Source organism: Stenotrophomonas sp. EMP41, assembly GCF_047495535.1.
Classification (GTDB): Bacteria; Pseudomonadota; Gammaproteobacteria; order Xanthomonadales; family Xanthomonadaceae; genus Stenotrophomonas; species Stenotrophomonas sepilia.
Genome location: NZ_CP179923.1, coordinates 481285 through 500983, shown reverse-complemented (window position 1 = coordinate 500983; position 19699 = coordinate 481285). Strand labels below are relative to the sequence as shown.

17 protein-coding genes are annotated in these 19699 nt (G+C 63.5%); all 17 read right to left on the bottom strand.

Annotated elements, in window-relative coordinates:
• Positions 1 to 12: 12 nt before the first annotated feature.
• The 17 genes from rplV to rplK all read right to left on the bottom strand — a co-directional run bounded on the left by rplV (position 13) and on the right by rplK (position 19680).
• The gene (gene rplV / locus ACMGRF_RS02215) at positions 13 to 348 is read right to left on the bottom strand and encodes a 50S ribosomal protein L22 (protein ID WP_004145348.1); all 336 of its coding nucleotides are present in this window, start codon (positions 346 to 348) and stop codon (positions 13 to 15) included.
• A 12-nt stretch (positions 349 to 360) separates the two neighbouring features.
• Entirely contained in the window at positions 361 to 630 is a 270-nt protein-coding gene (gene rpsS, locus ACMGRF_RS02210; protein WP_005415413.1) for a 30S ribosomal protein S19, read from the bottom strand.
• A gap of 6 nt (positions 631 to 636) precedes the next feature.
• Entirely contained in the window at positions 637 to 1464 is an 828-nt protein-coding gene (rplB, locus tag ACMGRF_RS02205; RefSeq protein WP_004145339.1) for a 50S ribosomal protein L2, read from the bottom strand.
• Positions 1465 to 1474: 10 nt separating this feature from the next.
• On the bottom strand, positions 1475 to 1774 hold the full coding sequence (gene rplW / locus ACMGRF_RS02200; RefSeq protein ID WP_004145338.1) for a 50S ribosomal protein L23: 300 nt from the start codon (positions 1772 to 1774) through the stop codon (positions 1475 to 1477).
• Positions 1771 to 2376, bottom strand: coding sequence for a 50S ribosomal protein L4 (rplD, locus tag ACMGRF_RS02195; RefSeq protein ID WP_005415412.1), 606 nt, complete (start codon positions 2374 to 2376; stop codon positions 1771 to 1773). Before rplD ends, rplW begins: the two co-directional genes overlap by 4 nt.
• A gap of 12 nt (positions 2377 to 2388) precedes the next feature.
• Positions 2389 to 3039, bottom strand: coding sequence for a 50S ribosomal protein L3 (gene rplC / locus ACMGRF_RS02190; protein ID WP_004145336.1), 651 nt, complete (start codon positions 3037 to 3039; stop codon positions 2389 to 2391).
• A gap of 11 nt (positions 3040 to 3050) precedes the next feature.
• Positions 3051 to 3362: a 30S ribosomal protein S10 gene (gene rpsJ, locus ACMGRF_RS02185; RefSeq protein ID WP_005408208.1), complete on the bottom strand. Its 312-nt coding sequence runs from the start codon at positions 3360 to 3362 to the stop codon at positions 3051 to 3053.
• Between the two features lie 332 nt (positions 3363 to 3694).
• Positions 3695 to 4885 carry an elongation factor Tu gene (gene tuf / locus ACMGRF_RS02180; RefSeq protein WP_049416993.1) on the bottom strand — a complete coding sequence of 397 codons (1191 nt, stop codon included), beginning with the start codon at positions 4883 to 4885 and terminating at the stop codon, positions 3695 to 3697.
• 52 nt (positions 4886 to 4937) lie between these two features.
• On the bottom strand, positions 4938 to 7079 hold the full coding sequence (gene fusA, locus ACMGRF_RS02175) for an elongation factor G (protein WP_049414677.1): 2142 nt from the start codon (positions 7077 to 7079) through the stop codon (positions 4938 to 4940).
• Positions 7080 to 7220: 141 nt separating this feature from the next.
• Entirely contained in the window at positions 7221 to 7694 is a 474-nt protein-coding gene (gene rpsG / locus ACMGRF_RS02170; RefSeq protein ID WP_004145321.1) for a 30S ribosomal protein S7, read from the bottom strand.
• Positions 7695 to 7706: 12 nt separating this feature from the next.
• Positions 7707 to 8081: a 30S ribosomal protein S12 gene (rpsL, locus tag ACMGRF_RS02165; RefSeq protein ID WP_004145320.1), complete on the bottom strand. Its 375-nt coding sequence runs from the start codon at positions 8079 to 8081 to the stop codon at positions 7707 to 7709.
• A 283-nt stretch (positions 8082 to 8364) separates the two neighbouring features.
• Positions 8365 to 12588 carry a DNA-directed RNA polymerase subunit beta' gene (gene rpoC / locus ACMGRF_RS02160; RefSeq protein ID WP_049435708.1) on the bottom strand — a complete coding sequence of 1408 codons (4224 nt, stop codon included), beginning with the start codon at positions 12586 to 12588 and terminating at the stop codon, positions 8365 to 8367.
• Between the two features lie 87 nt (positions 12589 to 12675).
• Complete coding sequence (gene rpoB, locus ACMGRF_RS02155; protein ID WP_005415409.1) at positions 12676 to 16830, bottom strand: DNA-directed RNA polymerase subunit beta; 4155 nt, start codon at positions 16828 to 16830, stop codon at positions 12676 to 12678.
• Between the two features lie 363 nt (positions 16831 to 17193).
• A complete protein-coding gene (rplL, locus tag ACMGRF_RS02150; protein WP_005415408.1) occupies positions 17194 to 17562 on the bottom strand; it encodes a 50S ribosomal protein L7/L12 in 369 nt (122 codons plus the stop codon).
• A gap of 63 nt (positions 17563 to 17625) precedes the next feature.
• Positions 17626 to 18162, bottom strand: a complete 537-nt coding sequence (gene rplJ / locus ACMGRF_RS02145; RefSeq protein WP_005408203.1) for a 50S ribosomal protein L10 — start codon at positions 18160 to 18162, stop codon at positions 17626 to 17628.
• A 386-nt stretch (positions 18163 to 18548) separates the two neighbouring features.
• Positions 18549 to 19247, bottom strand: a complete 699-nt coding sequence (rplA, locus tag ACMGRF_RS02140; RefSeq protein WP_005415407.1) for a 50S ribosomal protein L1 — start codon at positions 19245 to 19247, stop codon at positions 18549 to 18551.
• A gap of 4 nt (positions 19248 to 19251) precedes the next feature.
• On the bottom strand, positions 19252 to 19680 hold the full coding sequence (gene rplK / locus ACMGRF_RS02135; RefSeq protein ID WP_004145248.1) for a 50S ribosomal protein L11: 429 nt from the start codon (positions 19678 to 19680) through the stop codon (positions 19252 to 19254).
• Positions 19681 to 19699 lie beyond the last annotated feature (19 nt).

The window sequence follows — 19699 nt, the reverse complement described above, 5'->3', positions numbered from 1 at the left end:
TTCCTTATCCGCTTACTTGGCGGCGCCCACAACCACAGTGATGTGGCTGGTGCGCTTGAGGATGCGGGTACCGCGGCCTTTCGCCCGCGCCATGAAACGCTTCAGGGTCGGACCTTCATCAACCATGATGGTCTGAACCTTCAGCTCGTCGACGTCGGCGCCCTGGTTGTTCTCGGCGTTGGCAATTGCCGACTCCACCACCTTCTTGATCAGGTGGGCAGCCTTCTTGTCCGAGAACTTCAGCAGGTTGACCGCACGTTCGGCCGGCAGACCGCGCACCTGGTCAGCGACCAGACGAGCCTTCTGCGGGGAGATGCGCGCAGTGCGCAGGATGGCTTTCGCTTCCATTGTCATCTCTCCTTACTTGCCCGACTTCTTGTCACCACCGTGACCCTTGAAGGTCCGGGTGATGGCAAATTCGCCGAGCTTGTGGCCGACCATGTTCTCGTTGACGAGAACCGGGATGTGGTTCTTGCCGTTATGCACGGCAATGGTGATGCCTACCATGTCAGGCAGGATCATCGAACGGCGCGACCAGGTCTTGATCGGCTTCTTGCTGCCCGCAGCGGCCTCCACCTTCTTGACGAGGTGGTGATCGACGAACGGGCCCTTCTTGAGTGAACGTGCCATGGTCGATTAGCCCCTACGATCGCGGACGATGAACTGCTGAGTGCGCTTGTTATGGCGCGTCTTGTAACCCTTGGTCGGGACACCCCACGGGGTGACCGGATGCGGGTTACCCTGGCCGGCCTTGGCCTCACCACCACCGTGCGGGTGGTCAACCGGGTTCATGGCAGCACCACGAACGGTCGGGCGGACGCCGCGCCAACGCTTGGCACCGGCCTTGCCCAGCTTTTCCAGGCTGTGCTCGTCGTTGCCGACTTCGCCGATGGTGGCGCAGCACTCGACCGGAACCTTGCGCATTTCACCCGAGCGCAGGCGCAGGGTGGCGTAGATGCCTTCACGAGCCACCAGCTGCACGGCCGCACCAGCGGCGCGAGCGATCTGAGCGCCCTTGCCCGGCTTCAGTTCGATGCAGTGGATGGTGGTGCCGACCGGGATGTTGCGCAGCGGCAGGGTGTTGCCGGCCTTGATCGGGGCGTCCGAACCAGCGATCACCTGATCACCAGCCTTCAGGCCCTTCGGGGCGATGATGTAGCGACGCTCACCGTCGACGTAGCACAGCAGAGCGATGTGGGCGGTGCGGTTCGGATCGTATTCGATGCGTTCCACGCGCGCCGGGATGCCCAGCTTGTTGCGCTTGAAGTCGATGATGCGGTAGTGCTGCTTGGCACCACCACCGACGTGACGCACGGTGATGCGACCGTGGTGGTTACGACCACCCGAGCGGCTCTGCGACTCGACCAGCGCGGCGTGCGGAGCACCCTTGTGCAGGTCGGGGGTGACCACGCGCACGGCCGAACGGCGGCCGGGGGAGGTGGGCTTGAATTTCATCAATGGCATGGGATGTACCTCAGGCCTTGGCCGTTACATCGATCGACTGGCCGTCGGCCAGGCGAACGTACGCCTTGCGCCAATCGCCGCGGCGGCCAGCACGGTTACGGAAGGACTTGTTCTTGCCCTTGACGTTGACCACGTTGACGGCTTCGACCTTGACGTCGAACAGCTGCTCAACCGCGGCCTTTACATCGGCCTTGGTGGCTTCGTTCGAAACTTCGAAGACATACTGATTGGAGAGTTCCTGCAGGCGCGCGGTCTTTTCCGAGACACGCGGGGCACGCAGCACGCTGAAGATTTTTTCGTTGCTGTTCATGCCAGCCACTCCTCGACCTTCTTGACCGCGTCAGCGGTGATGACGACCGTGTCGGCACCCACCAGCGAGACCGGGTCCAGACCCTGCACGTCACGCACCTGCACGTACGGCAGATTGCGGGCGGACAGGTACAGGTGCTCGGACGCTTCCTCGGTGACGATCAGCGGGCGCTTGCCCACTTCCAGGCCGGCCAGCTTGGCGATCAGACCCTTCGTGCTGGTCGCTTCGACATCGAAGGCCTCCACGATGGTCAGACGGCCCTGACGGTTCAGCTCGGACAGGATCGCGCACATGGCGGCACGGTACTGCTTGCGATTGACCTTCTGCTCGAAGCTGCGCGGCTTGGCCGCGAAGGTGACACCGCCGCCGACGAAGATCGGAGCCGTCAGTGCGCCATGACGCGCGCCGCCGCCCTTCTGCTTCTTCGACTTCTTGGTGGTACCAGCCACTTCAGAGCGAGTCTTCTGTGCCTTGGTGCCGGCGCGACCGGCGTTGCGGTAAGCAACGACGACCTGGTGGACCAGATCTTCGCTGAAATCGCGACCGAACACGGCTTCGGAGACCGAGACCTTGTTGTTGCTACCCGTGATAACGAGTTCCATCGTCATCTCTCCTTATGCCTTGCTCGCCGGACGGACGATCACGTCGCCACCCGCCGCGCCCGGAACGGCGCCGCGAACCGCGATCAGACCGCGCTCGACGTCGACCTTGACCACTTCCAGGTTCTGGGTGCTCTGCTGCACCGCGCCCATGTGGCCCGACATCTTCTTGCCCGGGAAAACGCGACCCGGGGTCTGGCGCTGACCCAGCGAACCCGGCGCGCGATGCGACAGCGAGTTACCGTGGGTTGCATCGCCCATACGGAAGTTGTGGCGCTTGATGGTGCCCTGGAAGCCCTTACCCTTGGTGACACCCTGGACGTCGACGATCTGGCCGACTTCGAAGATGTCCGCCTTGACTTCGCCGCCAACGGCGAAATCGCCGAGCTGCGCGTCTTCAACGCGGAATTCCCACAGGCCACGACCCGCTTCCACCTTCGCCTTGGCGAAGTGGCCGGCTTCCGGCTTGTTGACCAGGGCAGCGCGACGCGCGCCGACGGTCACCTGCACGGCGCTGTAGCCGTCGGTTTCGACGGTCTTGATCTGCGCGATGCGGTTCGGGGTTGCTTCGATCAGGGTCACCGGGATGGAGCGGCCATCTTCAGTGAACACACGGCTCATGCCGGCCTTGCGGCCCACGAAGCCCAACGAATACTTCTTCGTCATGGTCGTAGTCCTCAGGTCAGCTTGATCTGAACGTCGACGCCGGCAGCCAGTTCGAGCTTCATCAGCGCGTCCACGGTCTTGTCATTCGGGTCAACGATATCGAGCACGCGCTTGTGCGTGCGGGTCTCGTACTGGTCACGCGCGTCCTTGTCGACGTGCGGGGAAACGAGAACGGTGTAACGCTCGATCTTGGTCGGCAGCGGGATCGGGCCACGCACTTGCGCGCCGGTCCGCTTTGCCGTTTCAACGATCTCGCTGGCCGAACGGTCGATCAGACGATGATCGAACGCTTTCAGCCGGATCCGGATCTTTTGGTCCGCCATGGCGGTAGGTTCCTTCGTTAAAAGAGCGACAGACAAAGCCTCTGGGTTGCTTTGCCCCATGAAATTCCTGAATACGGACGGCCCGCAGTCCTGCAGGCCGCCAAGGTCAATCCATGGACCTCAAAAACGTAGGCAGACCAGTTACCCGGCCTGCCCAGACGTAGAAGCATAATGGCACGCAAGGCAGCTGTCAACAGTCGCCTGTTGACGCCGCCTGAATGGCATTGACCCTTCCTGGTCCGGGGAACACAAGGCACATCCTGTGCCTGCTTTCCCATTTGATACGCCCCGATGCCCTACCCAGGCAACATCGGGGCGCAGATACTACCAGATTACTCGATGATCTTCGAGACCACGCCGGCGCCGACGGTACGGCCGCCTTCGCGGATGGCGAAGCGCAGGCCTTCGTCCATGGCCACCGGGTTGATCAGGGTGACTTCCATCTTGACGTTGTCACCCGGCATCACCATTTCGACGCCTTCCGGCAGCTTGGCGGCGCCGGTGATGTCGGTGGTGCGGAAGTAGAACTGCGGACGGTAGCCGTTGAAGAACGGGGTGTGGCGGCCGCCCTCGTCCTTCGACAGGACGTACACTTCGCCTTCGAACTTGGTGTGCGGCTTGATCGTGCCCGGCTTGGCCAGCACCTGGCCACGCTCGACGTCGTCACGCTTGGTGCCGCGCAGCAGCAGGCCAGCGTTGTCGCCTGCCTGACCCTGGTCCAGCAGCTTGCGGAACATTTCAACGCCGGTCACGGTGGTCTTCTGCACCGGACGGATGCCGACGATTTCGATTTCGTCGCCAACCTTGATCACGCCGCGCTCGATACGACCGGTCACCACGGTGCCGCGGCCCGAGATCGAGAACACGTCTTCCACCGGCATCAGGAACGGCTTGTCGATCGCACGCTCCGGCTCCGGAATCCAGCTGTCCAGCGCGTCGACCAGCTTCAGGATGGCCGGCACGCCGATGTCGCTCTGGTCGCCTTCCAGCGCCAGACGGGCCGAACCGGCGATGATCGGGGTGTCGTCGCCCGGGAACTCGTACTTGCTCAGCAGCTCGCGCACTTCCATCTCGACCAGCTCGAGCAGCTCGGCGTCGTCCACCATGTCGGCCTTGTTCAGGAACACGACGATGTACGGCACGCCGACCTGGCGCGACAGCAGGATGTGCTCACGGGTCTGCGGCATCGGGCCGTCAGCGGCCGAGCACACCAGGATCGCGCCGTCCATCTGGGCGGCACCGGTGATCATGTTCTTGACGTAGTCAGCGTGGCCCGGGCAGTCAACGTGGGCGTAGTGACGGATCGGGGATTCGTATTCGACGTGCGCGGTCGAGATCGTGATGCCACGCGCCTTCTCTTCCGGCGCGGCGTCGATCGAGGAGTAGTCCTTGAACTCGCCACCGAAGCGCTCGGCACCGATCTTGGTCAGTGCGGCGGTCAGCGTGGTCTTGCCGTGGTCGACGTGACCGATGGTGCCGACGTTGACGTGCGGCTTGGTGCGTTCGAACTTACCCTTTGCCATTGTTCTATACCTTGATTGTTCGTAAGTGGTTTCAAGAGAGGCTGAGCGAGGCTCAGCCCTTCTTCATGACGGCTTCGGCGATGTTGGTCGGAGCCGGCTCGTAGTGATCGAATTCCATGGTGAAGGTGGCGCGGCCCTGGGTCTGCGAACGCAGCGCAGTGGCGTAGCCGAACATTTCACCCAGCGGGATCATCGCGTTGATGATGCTGGCCGAACCGTCACCGGTGGTGTCGGAACCCTGCAGCACGCCGCGACGACGGCTGACGTCGCCCATCACGTCACCCTGGTAATCCTCCGGGGTCACGATCTCGACCTTCATGATCGGCTCCAGCAGCACCGGCTTGGCCTTGGCGAAGCCCTGCTTGAAGGCCATCGACGAAGCCAGCTTGAACGCCATTTCCGAGGAGTCGACGTCGTGGTACGAACCGAACACCAGCTTCACCTTGACGTCCACGACCGGGAAGCCAGCCAGCGGGCCGCTGGTGATGGTTTCGCGCAGGCCCTTCTCGACCGACGGGATGAACTCCTTCGGGATCACGCCGCCGGTGATGTCGTTGATGAACAGGAAGTCGTCCTTGATCATCGGAGCGATCTTCGGATCGGCACGGTCGGCAGCGGTGATCGGCGACAGTTCGATCACGACGTGACCGTACTGACCCTTACCACCGGACTGCTTGGCGTGCTTGTAGTCCGACTTGACGTCGGCCAGGGTGATGGTTTCGCGGTAGGCCACCTGCGGCGCGCCGACGTTGGCTTCAACGTTGAACTCGCGCTTCAGGCGGTCAACGATGATGTCCAGGTGCAGCTCGCCCATGCCCGAGATGATGGTCTGGCCGGATTCTTCGTCGGTCTTGACGCGGAACGACGGATCTTCCTGTGCCAGGCGGCCCAGGGCCAGGCCCATCTTTTCCTGGTCCGACTTGGTCTTCGGCTCGACGGCCATCGAGATCACCGGCTCCGGGAACGTCATGCGCTCCAGGATGATCGGGGCGTCCACGGCGCACAGGGTGTCACCGGTGGTGGTGTCCTTCAGGCCCACGGCAGCAGCGATGTCACCGGCCAGAACTTCCTTGATTTCCTCGCGGTTGTTCGAGTGCATCTGCAGGATGCGGCCGATGCGCTCCTTCTTGCCCTTCACCGAGTTCAGCACGGTGTCGCCACCGTTCAGGGTGCCCGAGTAGACACGGAAGAAGGTCAGCGCGCCGACGAACGGGTCGGTGATGATCTTGAAGGCCAGCGACGAGAACGGAGCCTTGTCGTCCGACTTGCGGGTCATTTCGACGGTGTCGTCGTCAACGTCCACGCCCTTCACGTCCGGCACGTCGACCGGCGACGGCAGCAGCTGGATCACGCCGTCCAGCATGGCCTGCACGCCCTTGTTCTTGAAGGCCGAGCCGCAGTACATCGGCACGATCTCGGTAGCCAGGGTGCGGGTACGCAGGGCGTTGATGATTTCAGCCTCGGCCAGCTCTTCGCCGCCCAGGTACTTTTCCATCAGCTCTTCGCTGGCTTCGGCAGCGGTCTCGACCATGAACTGGCGAGCCTCTTCAGCCGGGCCCTGCAGTTCGGCCGGGATGTCGCTGTATTCGAACTTCATGCCCTGCGAAGCCTCATCCCAGTGGATGGCCTTCATCTTCAGCAGGTCGACAACGCCCTTGAAGTTGTCTTCAGCGCCGATCGGCAGCTGCATCGGCACGGCAACCGCACCCAGCTTGGCCTTCAGCTGGCCGACGACCTTCTGGAAGTTGGCACCGGTGCGGTCCATCTTGTTGACGAACGCGATGCGCGGCACGTGGTACTTGTTGGCCTGGCGCCACACGGTTTCCGACTGCGGCTGCACGCCACCGACGGCACACAGGACGAAGACGGCACCGTCGAGCACGCGAAGCGAACGCTCCACTTCGATGGTGAAGTCGACGTGCCCGGGGGTGTCGATGATGTTGAAGCGGTGCTCCGGCAGGGACTTGTCCATGCCCTTCCAGAACGCGGTGGTGGCAGCGGACTGGATCGTGATGCCACGCTCCTGCTCCTGCTCCATCCAGTCCATGGTGGCGGCGCCGTCGTGCACTTCACCGATCTTGTGGCTCTTGCCGGTGTAGAACAGGATGCGCTCGGACGTGGTGGTCTTGCCGGCATCGATGTGAGCCATGATGCCGAAGTTGCGGTAACGCTCGATGGGAGTGGAACGGGCCACGGGAGCCTCTCAGATTTCTTGGATTTCGGATGGCCGAACGCCGCCTTTCGGCGGCCTTCGGATTGGCGCAGTCCTTCTGGGACCGCGAGGCAGCACGCACCGAAGTGGTGCTGCCCTGCCTGTTTTACAAGGCCGTCAAACTCACCAGCGGTAGTGGGCGAATGCCTTGTTGGCTTCGGCCATGCGGTGGGTTTCTTCGCGCTTCTTGATGGCGCCGCCGCGGTTTTCCGAGGCGTCGATCAGTTCAGCAGCCAGCTTCTTCGGCATGGTGTTCTCACCACGCTTGCGCGCGGAGTCGATCAGCCAGCGCATGGCCAGGGCCATCTTGCGCGACGAACGCACTTCGACCGGCACCTGGTAGGTGGCACCACCGACGCGGCGCGACTTGACTTCGACCGCCGGAGCGACGTTGTCCAGGGCCTTCTGCACCAGTTCAATGGCGTTGGCGCTGCTGTTCTTCTCGGTGATCACGTCCATGGCGCCGTACACGATCTTTTCGGCGACGGACTTCTTGCCGCTCTGCATGACCATGTTGATGAAACGGGCGATGGTTTCGCTTCCGTGCTTCGGATCGGGCAGGACGGAACGCTGCGGAGTATTACCCTTACGCGACATTGTGCTCTCTCCTTATGCCTTCGGACGCTTGGCGCCGTACTTGGAACGGGCCTGGCGACGCTTGGCAACGCCGGCGGCGTCGAGCGAGCCACGAACGGTGTGGTAACGCACACCCGGCAGGTCCTTGACGCGACCGCCGCGGATCAGGACCACGGAGTGCTCCTGCAGGTTGTGGCCTTCACCACCGATGTAGGAAATCACTTCTTCCTGGTTGGTCAGGCGGACCTTGGCAACCTTGCGCAGAGCCGAGTTCGGCTTCTTCGGAGTGGTGGTGTAGACACGGGTGCAGACGCCACGGCGCTGCGGGCACTTGTCGAGGGCCGGCGAGGCACTCTTATAGGTGGTCGCTTGCCGCGGCTTGCGGACCAGCTGGTTGATCGTCGCCATCAGTAGGTTCTTCTGATTGGTGGCCGGAAAATCCGGCCAGAGATGCGGAAATGTTAAAGCAGGCCGAAATTTTGGCCTGCTGAGACAGACGATTGTAGCAACCTGCAAGGAAAGCAGTCAAACGCCTCCTGTCAAGCCCGTCCCTGATCCCGGGACGTTACTGGGGGGCCTCCATGTACCCCGTTCAGGTTGGCTGGGTCGATCGCGGACGATCTCCCCTGCCCTTTCCCAATCCCATCGATGGACCGATGGGTGGTCCGGCCTTGCGGCCGGACCGGATACCTCATTCCTCGCCCGAGGCCTGTTCAGCTTCGGCTTCAACCACCGGGGACTCAACCGCAGCCGGGGTGCCGGCCAGGGTCTGCATTTCCGAGTCGGTGAGACCGGAAGCGCCGCGACGGCGGTTGCTGTGGTAGGACAGGCCGGTACCGGCCGGGATCAGGCGGCCGACGATGACGTTTTCCTTCAGGCCACGCAGGTTGTCCTTGGTACCGCGGACGGCAGCCTCGGTCAGCACTCGGGTGGTCTCCTGGAAGGAGGCCGCCGAGATGAACGATTCGGTCGCCAGCGAGGCCTTGGTGATACCCAGCAGGACCGGATCGAAGCGCGCCGGCAGTTCGTTGCGGGTCGACAGGCGCGCATTCTCCTCGATAACGCGCTGGCGCTCCACCTGTTCGCCGTTCAGGAACTTGCTGCTGCCCTGGTCGGTGATCTCGACCTTGCGCAGCATCTGGCGGGTGATCACCTCGATGTGCTTGTCGTTGATCTTCACGCCCTGCAGGCGGTACACGTCCTGGATTTCCTTGACCAGGTAGGCAGCCAGCGGTTCGACACCCAGCAGGCGCAGGATGTCCTGCGGGCTCGGCTCGCCGTCCACGATGGTTTCACCCTTGGTGACATGCTCGCCTTCGAACACGATGACCTGGCGGTACTTCGGGATCAGCTCTTCGTGCTCCGAACCGTCGGTGTCCTTGATGATCAGGCGCTGCTTGCCCTTGGTGTCCTTGCCGAAGCTGATGATGCCCGAACGCTCGGCCAGCACCGCCGGATCCTTCGGCTTGCGCGCTTCGAACAGGTCGGCCACGCGCGGCAGACCACCGGTGATGTCGCGGGTCTTCGACGCTTCCTGCGGGATCTTGGCGACGACGTCGCCCACGCCCACCGGGGCGCCGTCCTGCAGGTTGACGATCGAACGCGGCGGCAGCAGGTACTGCGCCGGCAGGTCGGTGCCCGGGATCGACAGGTCGTTGCCCTTGGCGTCGACGATGCGCACGATCGGGCGCAGGTCCTTGGCCTGGGTACCACGACGCTTCGGATCGGTGATCTCGCGCGAGGCCAGGCCGGTCAGCTCGTCGGTCTTCTCGATGACGGTGATGCCGTCGACGAAGTCGATGAAGCGGATGAAGCCGGCCACTTCCGACACGATCGGGTGGTTATGCGGATCCCAGTTGGCCACGGTCTGGCCCGCCTTGATCGCATCGCCGTCCTTGGACGTGATGGTCGCACCGTACGGCAGCTTGTAACGCTCACGCTCACGGCCGTGCGCATCGAGCACCGAGATTTCGCCCGAGCGCGACACCGCCACCAGCGAGCCGTTGGCGTGCTCGACGGACTTGAGGTTGCTGAACTTGACCGAGCCGGTGGTCTTGACGGTGATGTTGTCGACCGCAGCAGCTCGCGACGCCGCACCACCGATGTGGAACGTACGCATGGTCAGCTGGGTACCCGGCTCACCGATGGACTGGGCGGCGATGACGCCGACCGCTTCACCGATGTTGACCAGGTGGCCACGGGCCAGGTCGCGGCCGTAGCAGCGCGAGCAGACACCGAAGGCCGATTCACAGGAGATGGTCGAGCGGACCTTGATGGTCTGCACGCCGGCATCTTCCAGCTTGGCAACCCAGGCTTCGTCCAGCAGGGTGTTGCGGGTGACGATCGGATCTTCGTCGTTGCCCGGCAGGAACACGTCCTCGGCAACCACGCGGCCCAGCACGCGGTCCTTCAGCGGCTCGACCACGTCGCCGCCTTCCACGATCGGGGTCATGATCAGGCCTTCGGTGGTACCGCAATCCACTTCGGTGATCACCACGTCCTGCGCGACGTCGACCAGGCGACGGGTCAGGTAACCCGAGTTCGCGGTCTTCAGCGCGGTATCGGCCAGACCCTTACGGGCACCGTGGGTGGAGTTGAAGTACTCCTGCACGTTCAGGCCTTCGCGGAAGTTCGCCTTGATGGGCGTCTCGATGATCGAGCCGTCCGGGCGGGCCATCAGGCCACGCATGCCGGCCAGCTGACGGATCTGCGCCTGCGAACCACGCGCACCGGAGTCGGCCATGATGTACAGCGAGTTCATCGACTTCTGGTCGATGGTCTCGCCCTTGGCATTGACCACCTTCTCGGTACCGATGGTGTCCATCATCGCCTTGGCGATGCGCTCGTTGGTGCGCGACCAGATGTCGACCACCTTGTTGTAACGCTCGCCGGCGGTGACCAGGCCCGACTGGTACTGCTCCTGGATTTCCAGCACTTCGGCTTCGGCCTCGGTGAGGATGCCCTTCTTCTCGTCCGGGATCAGCATGTCGTCGATGCCGATCGAGACGCCGGCGCGGGTCGCATAGGCGAAGCCGGTGTACATCAGCTTGTCGGCGAACACGACCGTGTCCTTCAGGCCGAGCTGGCGGTAGCTGGAGTTGATCAGGCGGCTGATGTTCTTCTTGGTCAGCTCGACATTGGCCAGCGCGAACGGCAGGCCTTCCGGCAGGATTTCAGCCAGCAGGGCGCGACCGATCGTGGTGTCCACGATCGAGGTCCTGTTCTGCTTGTTGCCGTCTTCATCGGTCACCACCTCGGTGATGCGGACCTTGACCTTGGCGTGCAGTTCCACCACGCGGTTGTCGTAGGCGCGCTTGACTTCGGCGATGTTGGCGAAGGCCATGCCCTCGCCCTTCTTGTTTTCCAGCGAGCGGGTCATGTAGTACAGACCCAGCACGACGTCCTGCGACGGCACGATGATCGGCTCGCCGTTGGCCGGCGACAGGATGTTGTTGGTCGACATCATCAGCGCACGCGCTTCCAGCTGGGCTTCCAGCGAGAGCGGCACGTGGACGGCCATCTGGTCACCGTCGAAGTCGGCGTTGAACGCGGTGCAGACCAGCGGGTGCAGCTGGATCGCCTTGCCCTCGATCAGCACCGGCTCGAACGCCTGGATGCCCAGGCGGTGCAGGGTCGGCGCACGGTTCAGCATCACCGGATGCTCGCGGATGACCTCTTCCAGGATGTCCCAGACTTCGGCTTCTTCGCGCTCGACCAGCTTCTTGGCGGCCTTGATGGTGGTGGCCAGGCCACGACGCTGCAGCTTGGCGAAGACGAACGGCTTGAACAGCTCCAGCGCCATCTTCTTCGGCAGGCCGCACTGGTGCAGGCGCAGGTACGGGCCGACCACGATGACCGAACGGCCCGAGTAGTCGACGCGCTTGCCGAGCAGGTTCTGGCGGAAGCGACCCTGCTTGCCCTTGATCATGTCGGCCAGCGACTTCAGCGGGCGCTTGTTGGTGCCGGTGATGGCACGACCGCGGCGGCCGTTGTCCAGCAGTGCATCGACCGATTCCTGCAGCATGCGCTTTTCATTGCGCACGATGATGTCCGGCGCGCTCAGTTCGAGCAGGCGGCGCAGGCGGTTGTTGCGGTTGATGACGCGGCGGTACAGGTCATTCAGGTCGGAGGTCGCGAAGCGGCCGCCATCCAGCGGGACCAGCGGACGCAGGTCCGGCGGCAGCACCGGCAGCACGGTCATGACCATCCATTCCGGACGGTTGCCCGATTCCAGGAAGGCTTCGATCAGCTTGATGCGCTTGGTGAGGCGCTTGAGCTTGGTTTCCGAACCGGTAGCGGCGATTTCCTCGCGCAGGCGGGTCATCTCGGACTGCAGGTCGATCGTGCGCAGCAGTTCGTACACGGCCTCGGCGCCCATGGCGGCGTCGAAGTCGTCACCGTGTTCCTGGCGGGCCTGCAGGTACTGTTCCTCGGTCAGCAGCTGGCGGCGCTCCAGGGCGGTCAGGCCCGGCTCGGTCACCACGTACGCTTCGAAGTACAGCACGCGCTCGATGTCGCGCAGGGTCATGTCCAGCATCAGGCCGATGCGCGACGGCAGCGACTTGAGGAACCAGATGTGCGCGACCGGCGAGGCCAGGTCGATGTGGCCCATGCGCTCGCGGCGCACCTTGGCCAGGGTCACTTCGGTGCCGCACTTTTCGCAGACCACGCCGCGGTGCTTCATGCGCTTGTACTTGCCGCACAGGCACTCGTAGTCCTTCACCGGGCCGAAGATGGCGGCGCAGAACAGGCCGTCGCGTTCCGGCTTGAAGGTACGGTAGTTGATGGTTTCCGGCTTCTTCACTTCGCCGAAGGACCACGAACGGATCAGGTCCGGCGAGGCCAGCGCGATCTTGATCGCGTCGAAGTCCAGCGTCTGGCGCTGCTGGTTGAAGAGGTTGAGCAGGTCTTTCATGGTGTTCTCCAGAAGGAGGAATGCTGTGTCGATGGGCTTTCAGTTCACTGCCAGCGGCGCGGCGGCGGACCGCCGCGCCGGCATGGATCAGTTGTCTTCCAGTTCCATGTTGATGGCCAGCGAGCGGATTTCCTTCACGAGCACGTTGAAGGATTCCGGCATGCCCGCGACCATCTCGTGCTCGCCGTCGACGATGTTCTTGTACATCTGGTTGCGGCCCTGCACGTCATCGGACTTCACCGTCAGCATTTCCTGCAGGGTGTAGGCCGCGCCGTAGGCTTCCAGCGCCCAGACTTCCATTTCACCGAAGCGCTGGCCGCCGAACTGCGCCTTGCCGCCCAGCGGCTGCTGGGTGACGAGCGAGTACGGGCCGGTCGAACGGGCGTGCATCTTGTCGTCGACCAGGTGGTTCAGCTTCAGGTAGTGCATGTAACCGACGGTGGTATGGCGGTCGAATGCTTCACCGGTGCGGCCGTCGTACAGCTGGGTCTGGCCACTGCTCGGCAGGTCGGCCAGTTCCAGCATGCGCTTGATTTCCGCTTCGGTGGCGCCGTCGAACACCGGGGTGGCCATCGGCACGCCGTCGGTCAGGTTGCGGGCCAGGCGCAGCAGCTCCTCGTCGCTGAACTGCGACAGGTCGACACGGTTGGCCACGTTGGTGTCGTCGTGGTTGTAGATGTCGTCCAGGAACTTGCGCAGGTCGGCGACCGCCGCCTGGGCTTCCAGCATCGCCTGGATCTTGCGACCCAGACCCTTGGCGGCCCAGCCCAGGTGCACTTCCAGGATCTGGCCGATGTTCATACGCGACGGCACGCCCAGCGGGTTCAGCACGATGTCCACGGTCTCGCCCGAGGCCATGTACGGCATGTCCTCGACCGGCACCACGTTGGACACCACACCCTTGTTGCCGTGGCGGCCTGCCATCTTGTCGCCCGGCTGGATGCGGCGCTTCACCGCCAGGAACACCTTGACCATCTTCAGCACGCCCGGGGCGAGGTCGTCGCCCGCGGTGATCTTGCCGCGCTTGTCGGCGAAGCGACGCTCGAATTCCTTCTCGTGCGCCTGGATCTGCTTCTGGGCGCGCTCGATGGCTTCCGAGGCGTCCTCGTCCTTCATGCGCAGGGCGAACCAGTCAGACTTCTTCAGGCCGTCGAGGAAGGCGTCGGTGATCACGTCACCCTTCTTCAGGCCAGCACCGCCATTGACCACCTTGCCCACGATCTGCGAACGCAGACGCATGTAGATGGCCGCTTCCAGGATGCGGAACTGGTCATCGAAGTCCTTCTTGACGCGCTTGATTTCGGACTCTTCGATCTGGCGGGCGCGCTTGTCCTTCTCGATGCCGTCGCGGGTGAAGACCTGCACGTCGATGACGGTGCCGTCCATGCCCGGCGGAACGCGCAGCGAGCTGTCCTTAACGTCCGAAGCCTTCTCGCCGAAGATCGCGCGCAGCAGCTTCTCTTCCGGGGTCAGCTGGCTTTCGCCCTTCGGGGTGACCTTGCCGACCAGGATGTCGCCGGCGCGCACTTCGGCACCGATGTACACCACGCCGCTTTCGTCCAGGCGGTTCAGCGCCTGCTCGGAGACGTTCGGGATGTCGGCGGAGATTTCCTCCGGCCCCAGCTTGGTGTCGCGCGCGACGCAGGTCAGCTCTTCGATGTGGATCGTGGTGTAGCGATCCTCTTCCACCACGCGCTCGGAGAGCAGGATGGAGTCTTCGAAGTTGTAGCCGTTCCACGGCATGAACGCGATCAGCATGTTCTGGCCCAGGGCCAGCTCGCCGATGTCGGTGGACGGACCGTCGGCCAACACGTCGCCGCGGGCGATGACGTCACCCACCTGGACCAGCGGACGCTGGTTGATGCAGGTGTTCTGGTTCGACCGGGTGTACTTGACCAGGTTGTAGATGTCCACGCCAGCGTCGGTGGCGCCAACGATCTCTTCCTCGTTGACCTTGACCACGATGCGGGCGGCGTCGATCTGCACGATCTCACCACCACGACGGGCGTTCACGGTCACACCCGAGTCACGCGCCACGGCGCGCTCGATGCCGGTGCCGACCAGCGGCTTCTGCGAACGCAGGGTCGGCACGGCCTGACGCTGCATGTTGGCGCCCATCAGTGCGCGGTTCGCGTCATCGTGCTCCAGGAACGGAACCAGCGCGGCCGCGATCGAGACGGTCTGCATCGGCGAAACGTCCATGAAGTGGACTTCCGCCGGCGGCTTCAGCAGCGATTCGCCCTGGAAGCGGCACGGAACGAACTGCTCGGTCAGGGTGCCCTTGGCGTCGGTCAGCGCGTTGGCCTGCGCAATGACGTACTCGTTCTCTTCAATGGCCGACAGGAACTCGACTTCGTCATAGACCTTGCCGTCCACGACCTTGCGGTACGGGGTCTCGAGGAAACCGTACTTGTTGGTGCGGGCGTACACGGCCAGCGAGTTGATCAGGCCGATGTTCGGGCCTTCCGGGGTTTCGATGGTGCAGACGCGGCCGTAGTGGGTCGGGTGCACGTCGCGCACTTCGAAGCCGGCGCGCTCACGGGTCAGACCGCCCGGGCCCAGGGCCGAGACGCGACGCTTGTGGGTCACTTCCGACAGCGGGTTGTTCTGGTCCATGAACTGCGACAGCTGCGAGGAGCCGAAGAACTCCTTGATGGCAGCGGCGACCGGCTTGGCGTTGATCAGTTCCTGCGGGGTCAGGCCTTCCGACTCGGCCATCGACAGGCGCTCCTTGACCGCACGCTCGACGCGGACCAGGCCGACGCGGAACACGTTCTCGGCCATTTCGCCGACCGAACGCACGCGACGGTTGCCCAGGTGATCGATGTCGTCGACCACGCCGCGACCGTTGCGGATCTCGGTCAGGACCTTGATCACGTCCAGGATGTCGGAGCTTTCGCCGTGGGCAGCGACCAGGCGCTTGGACTCTTCGTCGTTGCGCTCGCCGAAGTACTTGCTGTCGTACAGCACGGCTTCGCCGGTGGTTTCCTTGCGGCCCACGCGGCGGTTGAACTTCATGCGGCCGACCGCGGACAGGTCGTAGCGCTCGAAGGTGAAGAACAGGTTGTGGAACAGGTTCTGCGCGGCATCCTTGGTCGGCGGCTCGCCCGGACGCATCATGCGGTAGATCTCGACCAGGGCCTCCAGCTGGGTCTTGGTCGGGTCGATACGCAGGGTGTTGGACAGGTACGGGCCACGATCCAGGTCGTTCACCCACAGGGTGCCCACGGCATCCACACCGGCCTTGCGGAAGGCCTGCAGCTGCTCGTCCGTGATCTCGTCGTTGGCCTGGGCCAGCAGTTCGCCGGTCGAGGCATCGACCACGTCGTGCGACAGGATGCGGCCGACGATGTAGTCGTCCGGCACGGCCAGGGCGGCGATGCCCGAGGCTTCCAGCTGCTTGATGTGGCGCGCGGTGATGCGCTTGCCGGCTTCCACGATGACCTTGTCGCCGTCGGCGAGGTCGAAGCCCAGGGTCTCGCCACGCAGGCGCTCCGGCACCAGCTCCAGCTGGACGCCTTCATCCGGGTTGATGTGGAAGGTGTTGATCTCGAAGAACTCGGCCAGCATCTCTTCGTTGCTGTAGCCGAGCGCGCGCAGCAGGATCGACACCGGCAGCTTGCGGCGGCGGTCGATACGGGTGAACAGCGCGTCCTTCGGGTCGAACTCGAAGTCCAGCCAGGAACCGCGGTAAGGAATGATGCGGGCGCTGTACAGCAGCTTGCCCGAGCTGTGGGTCTTGCCACGGTCGTGGTCGAAGAACACGCCCGGCGAGCGGTGCAGCTGGGAGACGATGACGCGCTCGGTGCCGTTGACGATGAAGGTGCCGTTCTCGGTCATCAGCGGGATTTCGCCCAGATAGACCTCCTGCTCCTTCACGTACTTGATGGCCTTGGTCGACGACTCACGGTCGTAGATCACCAGGCGCACGGTCACGCGCAGCGGGGCGCCGTAGCTCATGCCGCGCTGGCGGCACTCACGCTCGTCGAAGACCGGTTCGCCCAGCTTGTAGCCGACGTATTCCAGGGCAGCGTTGCCGCTGTAGCTGGCGATCGGGAAGACCGACTTCAGCGCAGCGTGCAGGCCGTGGTCCGTGCGCTTGGCCGGATCGACGTTTTCCTGCAGGAATTCACGATAGGAATCCACCTGGATGGCGAGCAGGAACGGCACTTCGAGAATCGAGCGCTGCTTGCCGAAATCCTTGCGGATACGCTTTTTTTCGGTGAACGAATAGGACGTCATGAGGTCTTCCACCTTGTTGTGCGGATCGTGCGCCCACGATCCGAAGGGAACTTGAAATTGTCAGTTGGAAGTCGCTGGTATTGCCGGCACCAGCACGCCTTCTCCCGCTACTTCCAACTGCCAACTCGTCTGCTACCACTCCCCCGCTGCCGCGCTCGGCGCTGGCCTGCCGGGGTTTGACTGCAGCCCGTGTTGGGCTTTTTCCTGCTTTTGAAACGGTAGAGTCGACTGTTAGTCGACTTCCTTCACAGCAGTCGACCAACAGTCGACTCTACAACACCACTACAACGACCAAAGGCCGGGGGCTTACGCCCCCAGCCTTGGCTGCATCGCCGCGAATCGGTGACGATGCAAGGTAACTGCTTACTTGACTTCGACAGTCGCGCCAGCAGCTTCCAGGTCCTTCTTCATCTTCTCGGCTTCTTCCTTCGAAGCGTTGTCCTTCAGGACGCCGCCGGCTTCGGCCAGGTCCTTCGCTTCCTTCAGGCCCAGGCCGGTGATGGCGCGGACGGCCTTGATGACTTCGACCTTCTTCTCGCCGGCAGTCTTCAGGGTGACGACGAATTCGGTCTGCTCTTCAACAGCAGCAGCCGGGCCAGCGGCAGCAGCCACGGCAACCGGAGCAGCGGCGGAGACGCCGAACTTCTCTTCGATGGCCTTGACCAGCTCCATCACTTCCATCAGGGACTTCTCGGCGATGGCGTCGACGATCTGTTCGTTGGTAAGGGACATGATTAATACCTTTGGATGATTTTCTGGGTTGAGGTTCCGTCAGGAACCACGGTAAGTCGAAACTCAGGCGGTCTCGGCGGCCGGCTCGGCAGCGTCAGCGGCGACATCGCCACCCCCCTGCTTCTCGCCAACGGCCTTGATGGCGCGGGCAAACATCGTGACCGGCTCGGTCAGGACGCGGGCCAGCATGGCCAGGGCCTGGTCGCGGGTCGGCAGCGATGCCAGCACGTCGACGTGGCTCGCCGGGAACACTTCACCACCGATGGCGACGACCTTAGCCTTCAGCTTGTCGTTGCCCTTGGCGGCTTCCTTGATCAGGCGACCGGCAGCGCCGGGCTCCTCGAGCGAGAACGCGTACAGCAGCGGACCAACCATCTGGTCCTGGGCGACTGCGAACTCGGTGCCTTCAACGGCGCGCGAAGCCAGGGTGTTCTTGACAACCTTCAAGAAAACACCGGTTTCACGAGCCTGCTTGCGCATCGCGGTCATCTGGGCGACCGTGGTGCCAGCGTATTCGGCTGCGATCAAGGAGTGGGCCTTGGCGGCGACGTCTGCCAGCTCGGCGACTACTTCTTGCTTCTGGGACAGATTGAGAGCCATTGCACTCCTCCTATTGAACTCCGCTTACGGCTCCTGCCGTGTGCGGTCCTGTGCGGCATCCGTCCTGGACGCCGGGAACATCGGGATGATGTTCCGGGGGTGGGCCGTTCTAGACCTGGAGTGGGCCAACCTGGGAAACCCAGACGTGCGTGAACCAGAAAAACTCCAGAAGGGCACCATCTACGCAGGGTGATTCCGGGGAATCGATTAAGCGCTCCTGACTGCTCCGGCGGCGACTCCTTGCCAGATCGAGCTTCCATGCCCGTCGCCGGTATTGCCACGACCGCGCCTGCGGTCTTTGACGGCTACCGCGGGCGATGCACTGCCAGCGATGCCTTCAAATGTCACGGTCACGGCACCCGGGGCACCGTGACCGCTTGAAACAATTACTTCAGGGTCAGCGACGACTGGTCGACGGTGACGCCCGGGCCCATCGTCGAGCTGACCGAAACCTTCTGCAGGTAGGTGCCCTTCGAGGTGGCCGGCTTGGCCTTGATCAGGTCCAGCAGCAGCGCGGTCAGGTTCGACTTCAGCGCGTCTTCGGCGAAGTCGGCCTTGCCGATGGTGCAGTGGATGATGCCGGCCTTGTCGGTGCGGTAACGAACCTGACCCGACTTGGCGTTCTTCACGGCTTCACCCGGGTTCGGGGAAACGGTGCCGACCTTCGGGTTCGGCATCAGGCCGCGCGGGCCCAGCACGGTGCCCAGCTTACCGACGACGCGCATGGCGTCCGGGGTCGCGATGACGACGTCGTAGTTCAGATCGCCGGCCTGCATCTTCTCGGCCAGGTCATCCATACCGACGGCGTCGGCGCCAGCAGCCAGGGCTTCGTCAGCCTTGGCACCGGCCGGAGCGAACACGGCGACGCGGACCGACTTGCCGGTACCGGCCGGCAGCACGGTGGAGCCACGGACCTGCTGGTCGGACTTCTTCGCATCGACGCCCAGGCGCACGGCAACGTCGATCGACTCGACGAACTTGGCCTTGGTGGCGGTCTTCAGGATGTTGATCGCGTCCTCGAAGGCGTATGCCTTGCCCGGAACGACGGCGGCCTTGATGGCCTTCTCACGCTTGGTCTGTGCCATCTTATTAACCCTCCACCACGAGGCCCATGGAACGGGCAGAGCCAGCGATGGTACGCACGGCGGCGTCCAGGTCGGCGGCAGTCAGATCCGGTTCCTTCGCCTTGGCGATCTCTTCCAGCTGCTTACGGGTGACCTTGCCGACCTTCTCGGTGTTCGGGCGCTTGGAGCCCGACGAGATGCCAGCGGCCTTCTTCAGCAGGGTGGTAGCCGGAGTGCTCTTGGTGATGAAGGTGAACGTACGGTCCGAGTAGGCCGTGATGATCACCGGAACCGGCAGACCCGGCTCGAGCTTCTGCGTGGCAGCGTTGAACGCCTTGCAGAATTCCATGATGTTCAGGCCACGCTGACCCAGCGCAGGACCGACCGGCGGCGAGGGGTTGGCCTGACCGGCCTTCACCTGCAGCTTGATGTAACCGACAACTTTCTTTGCCATGTGAGTGCTCTCCGGGTGC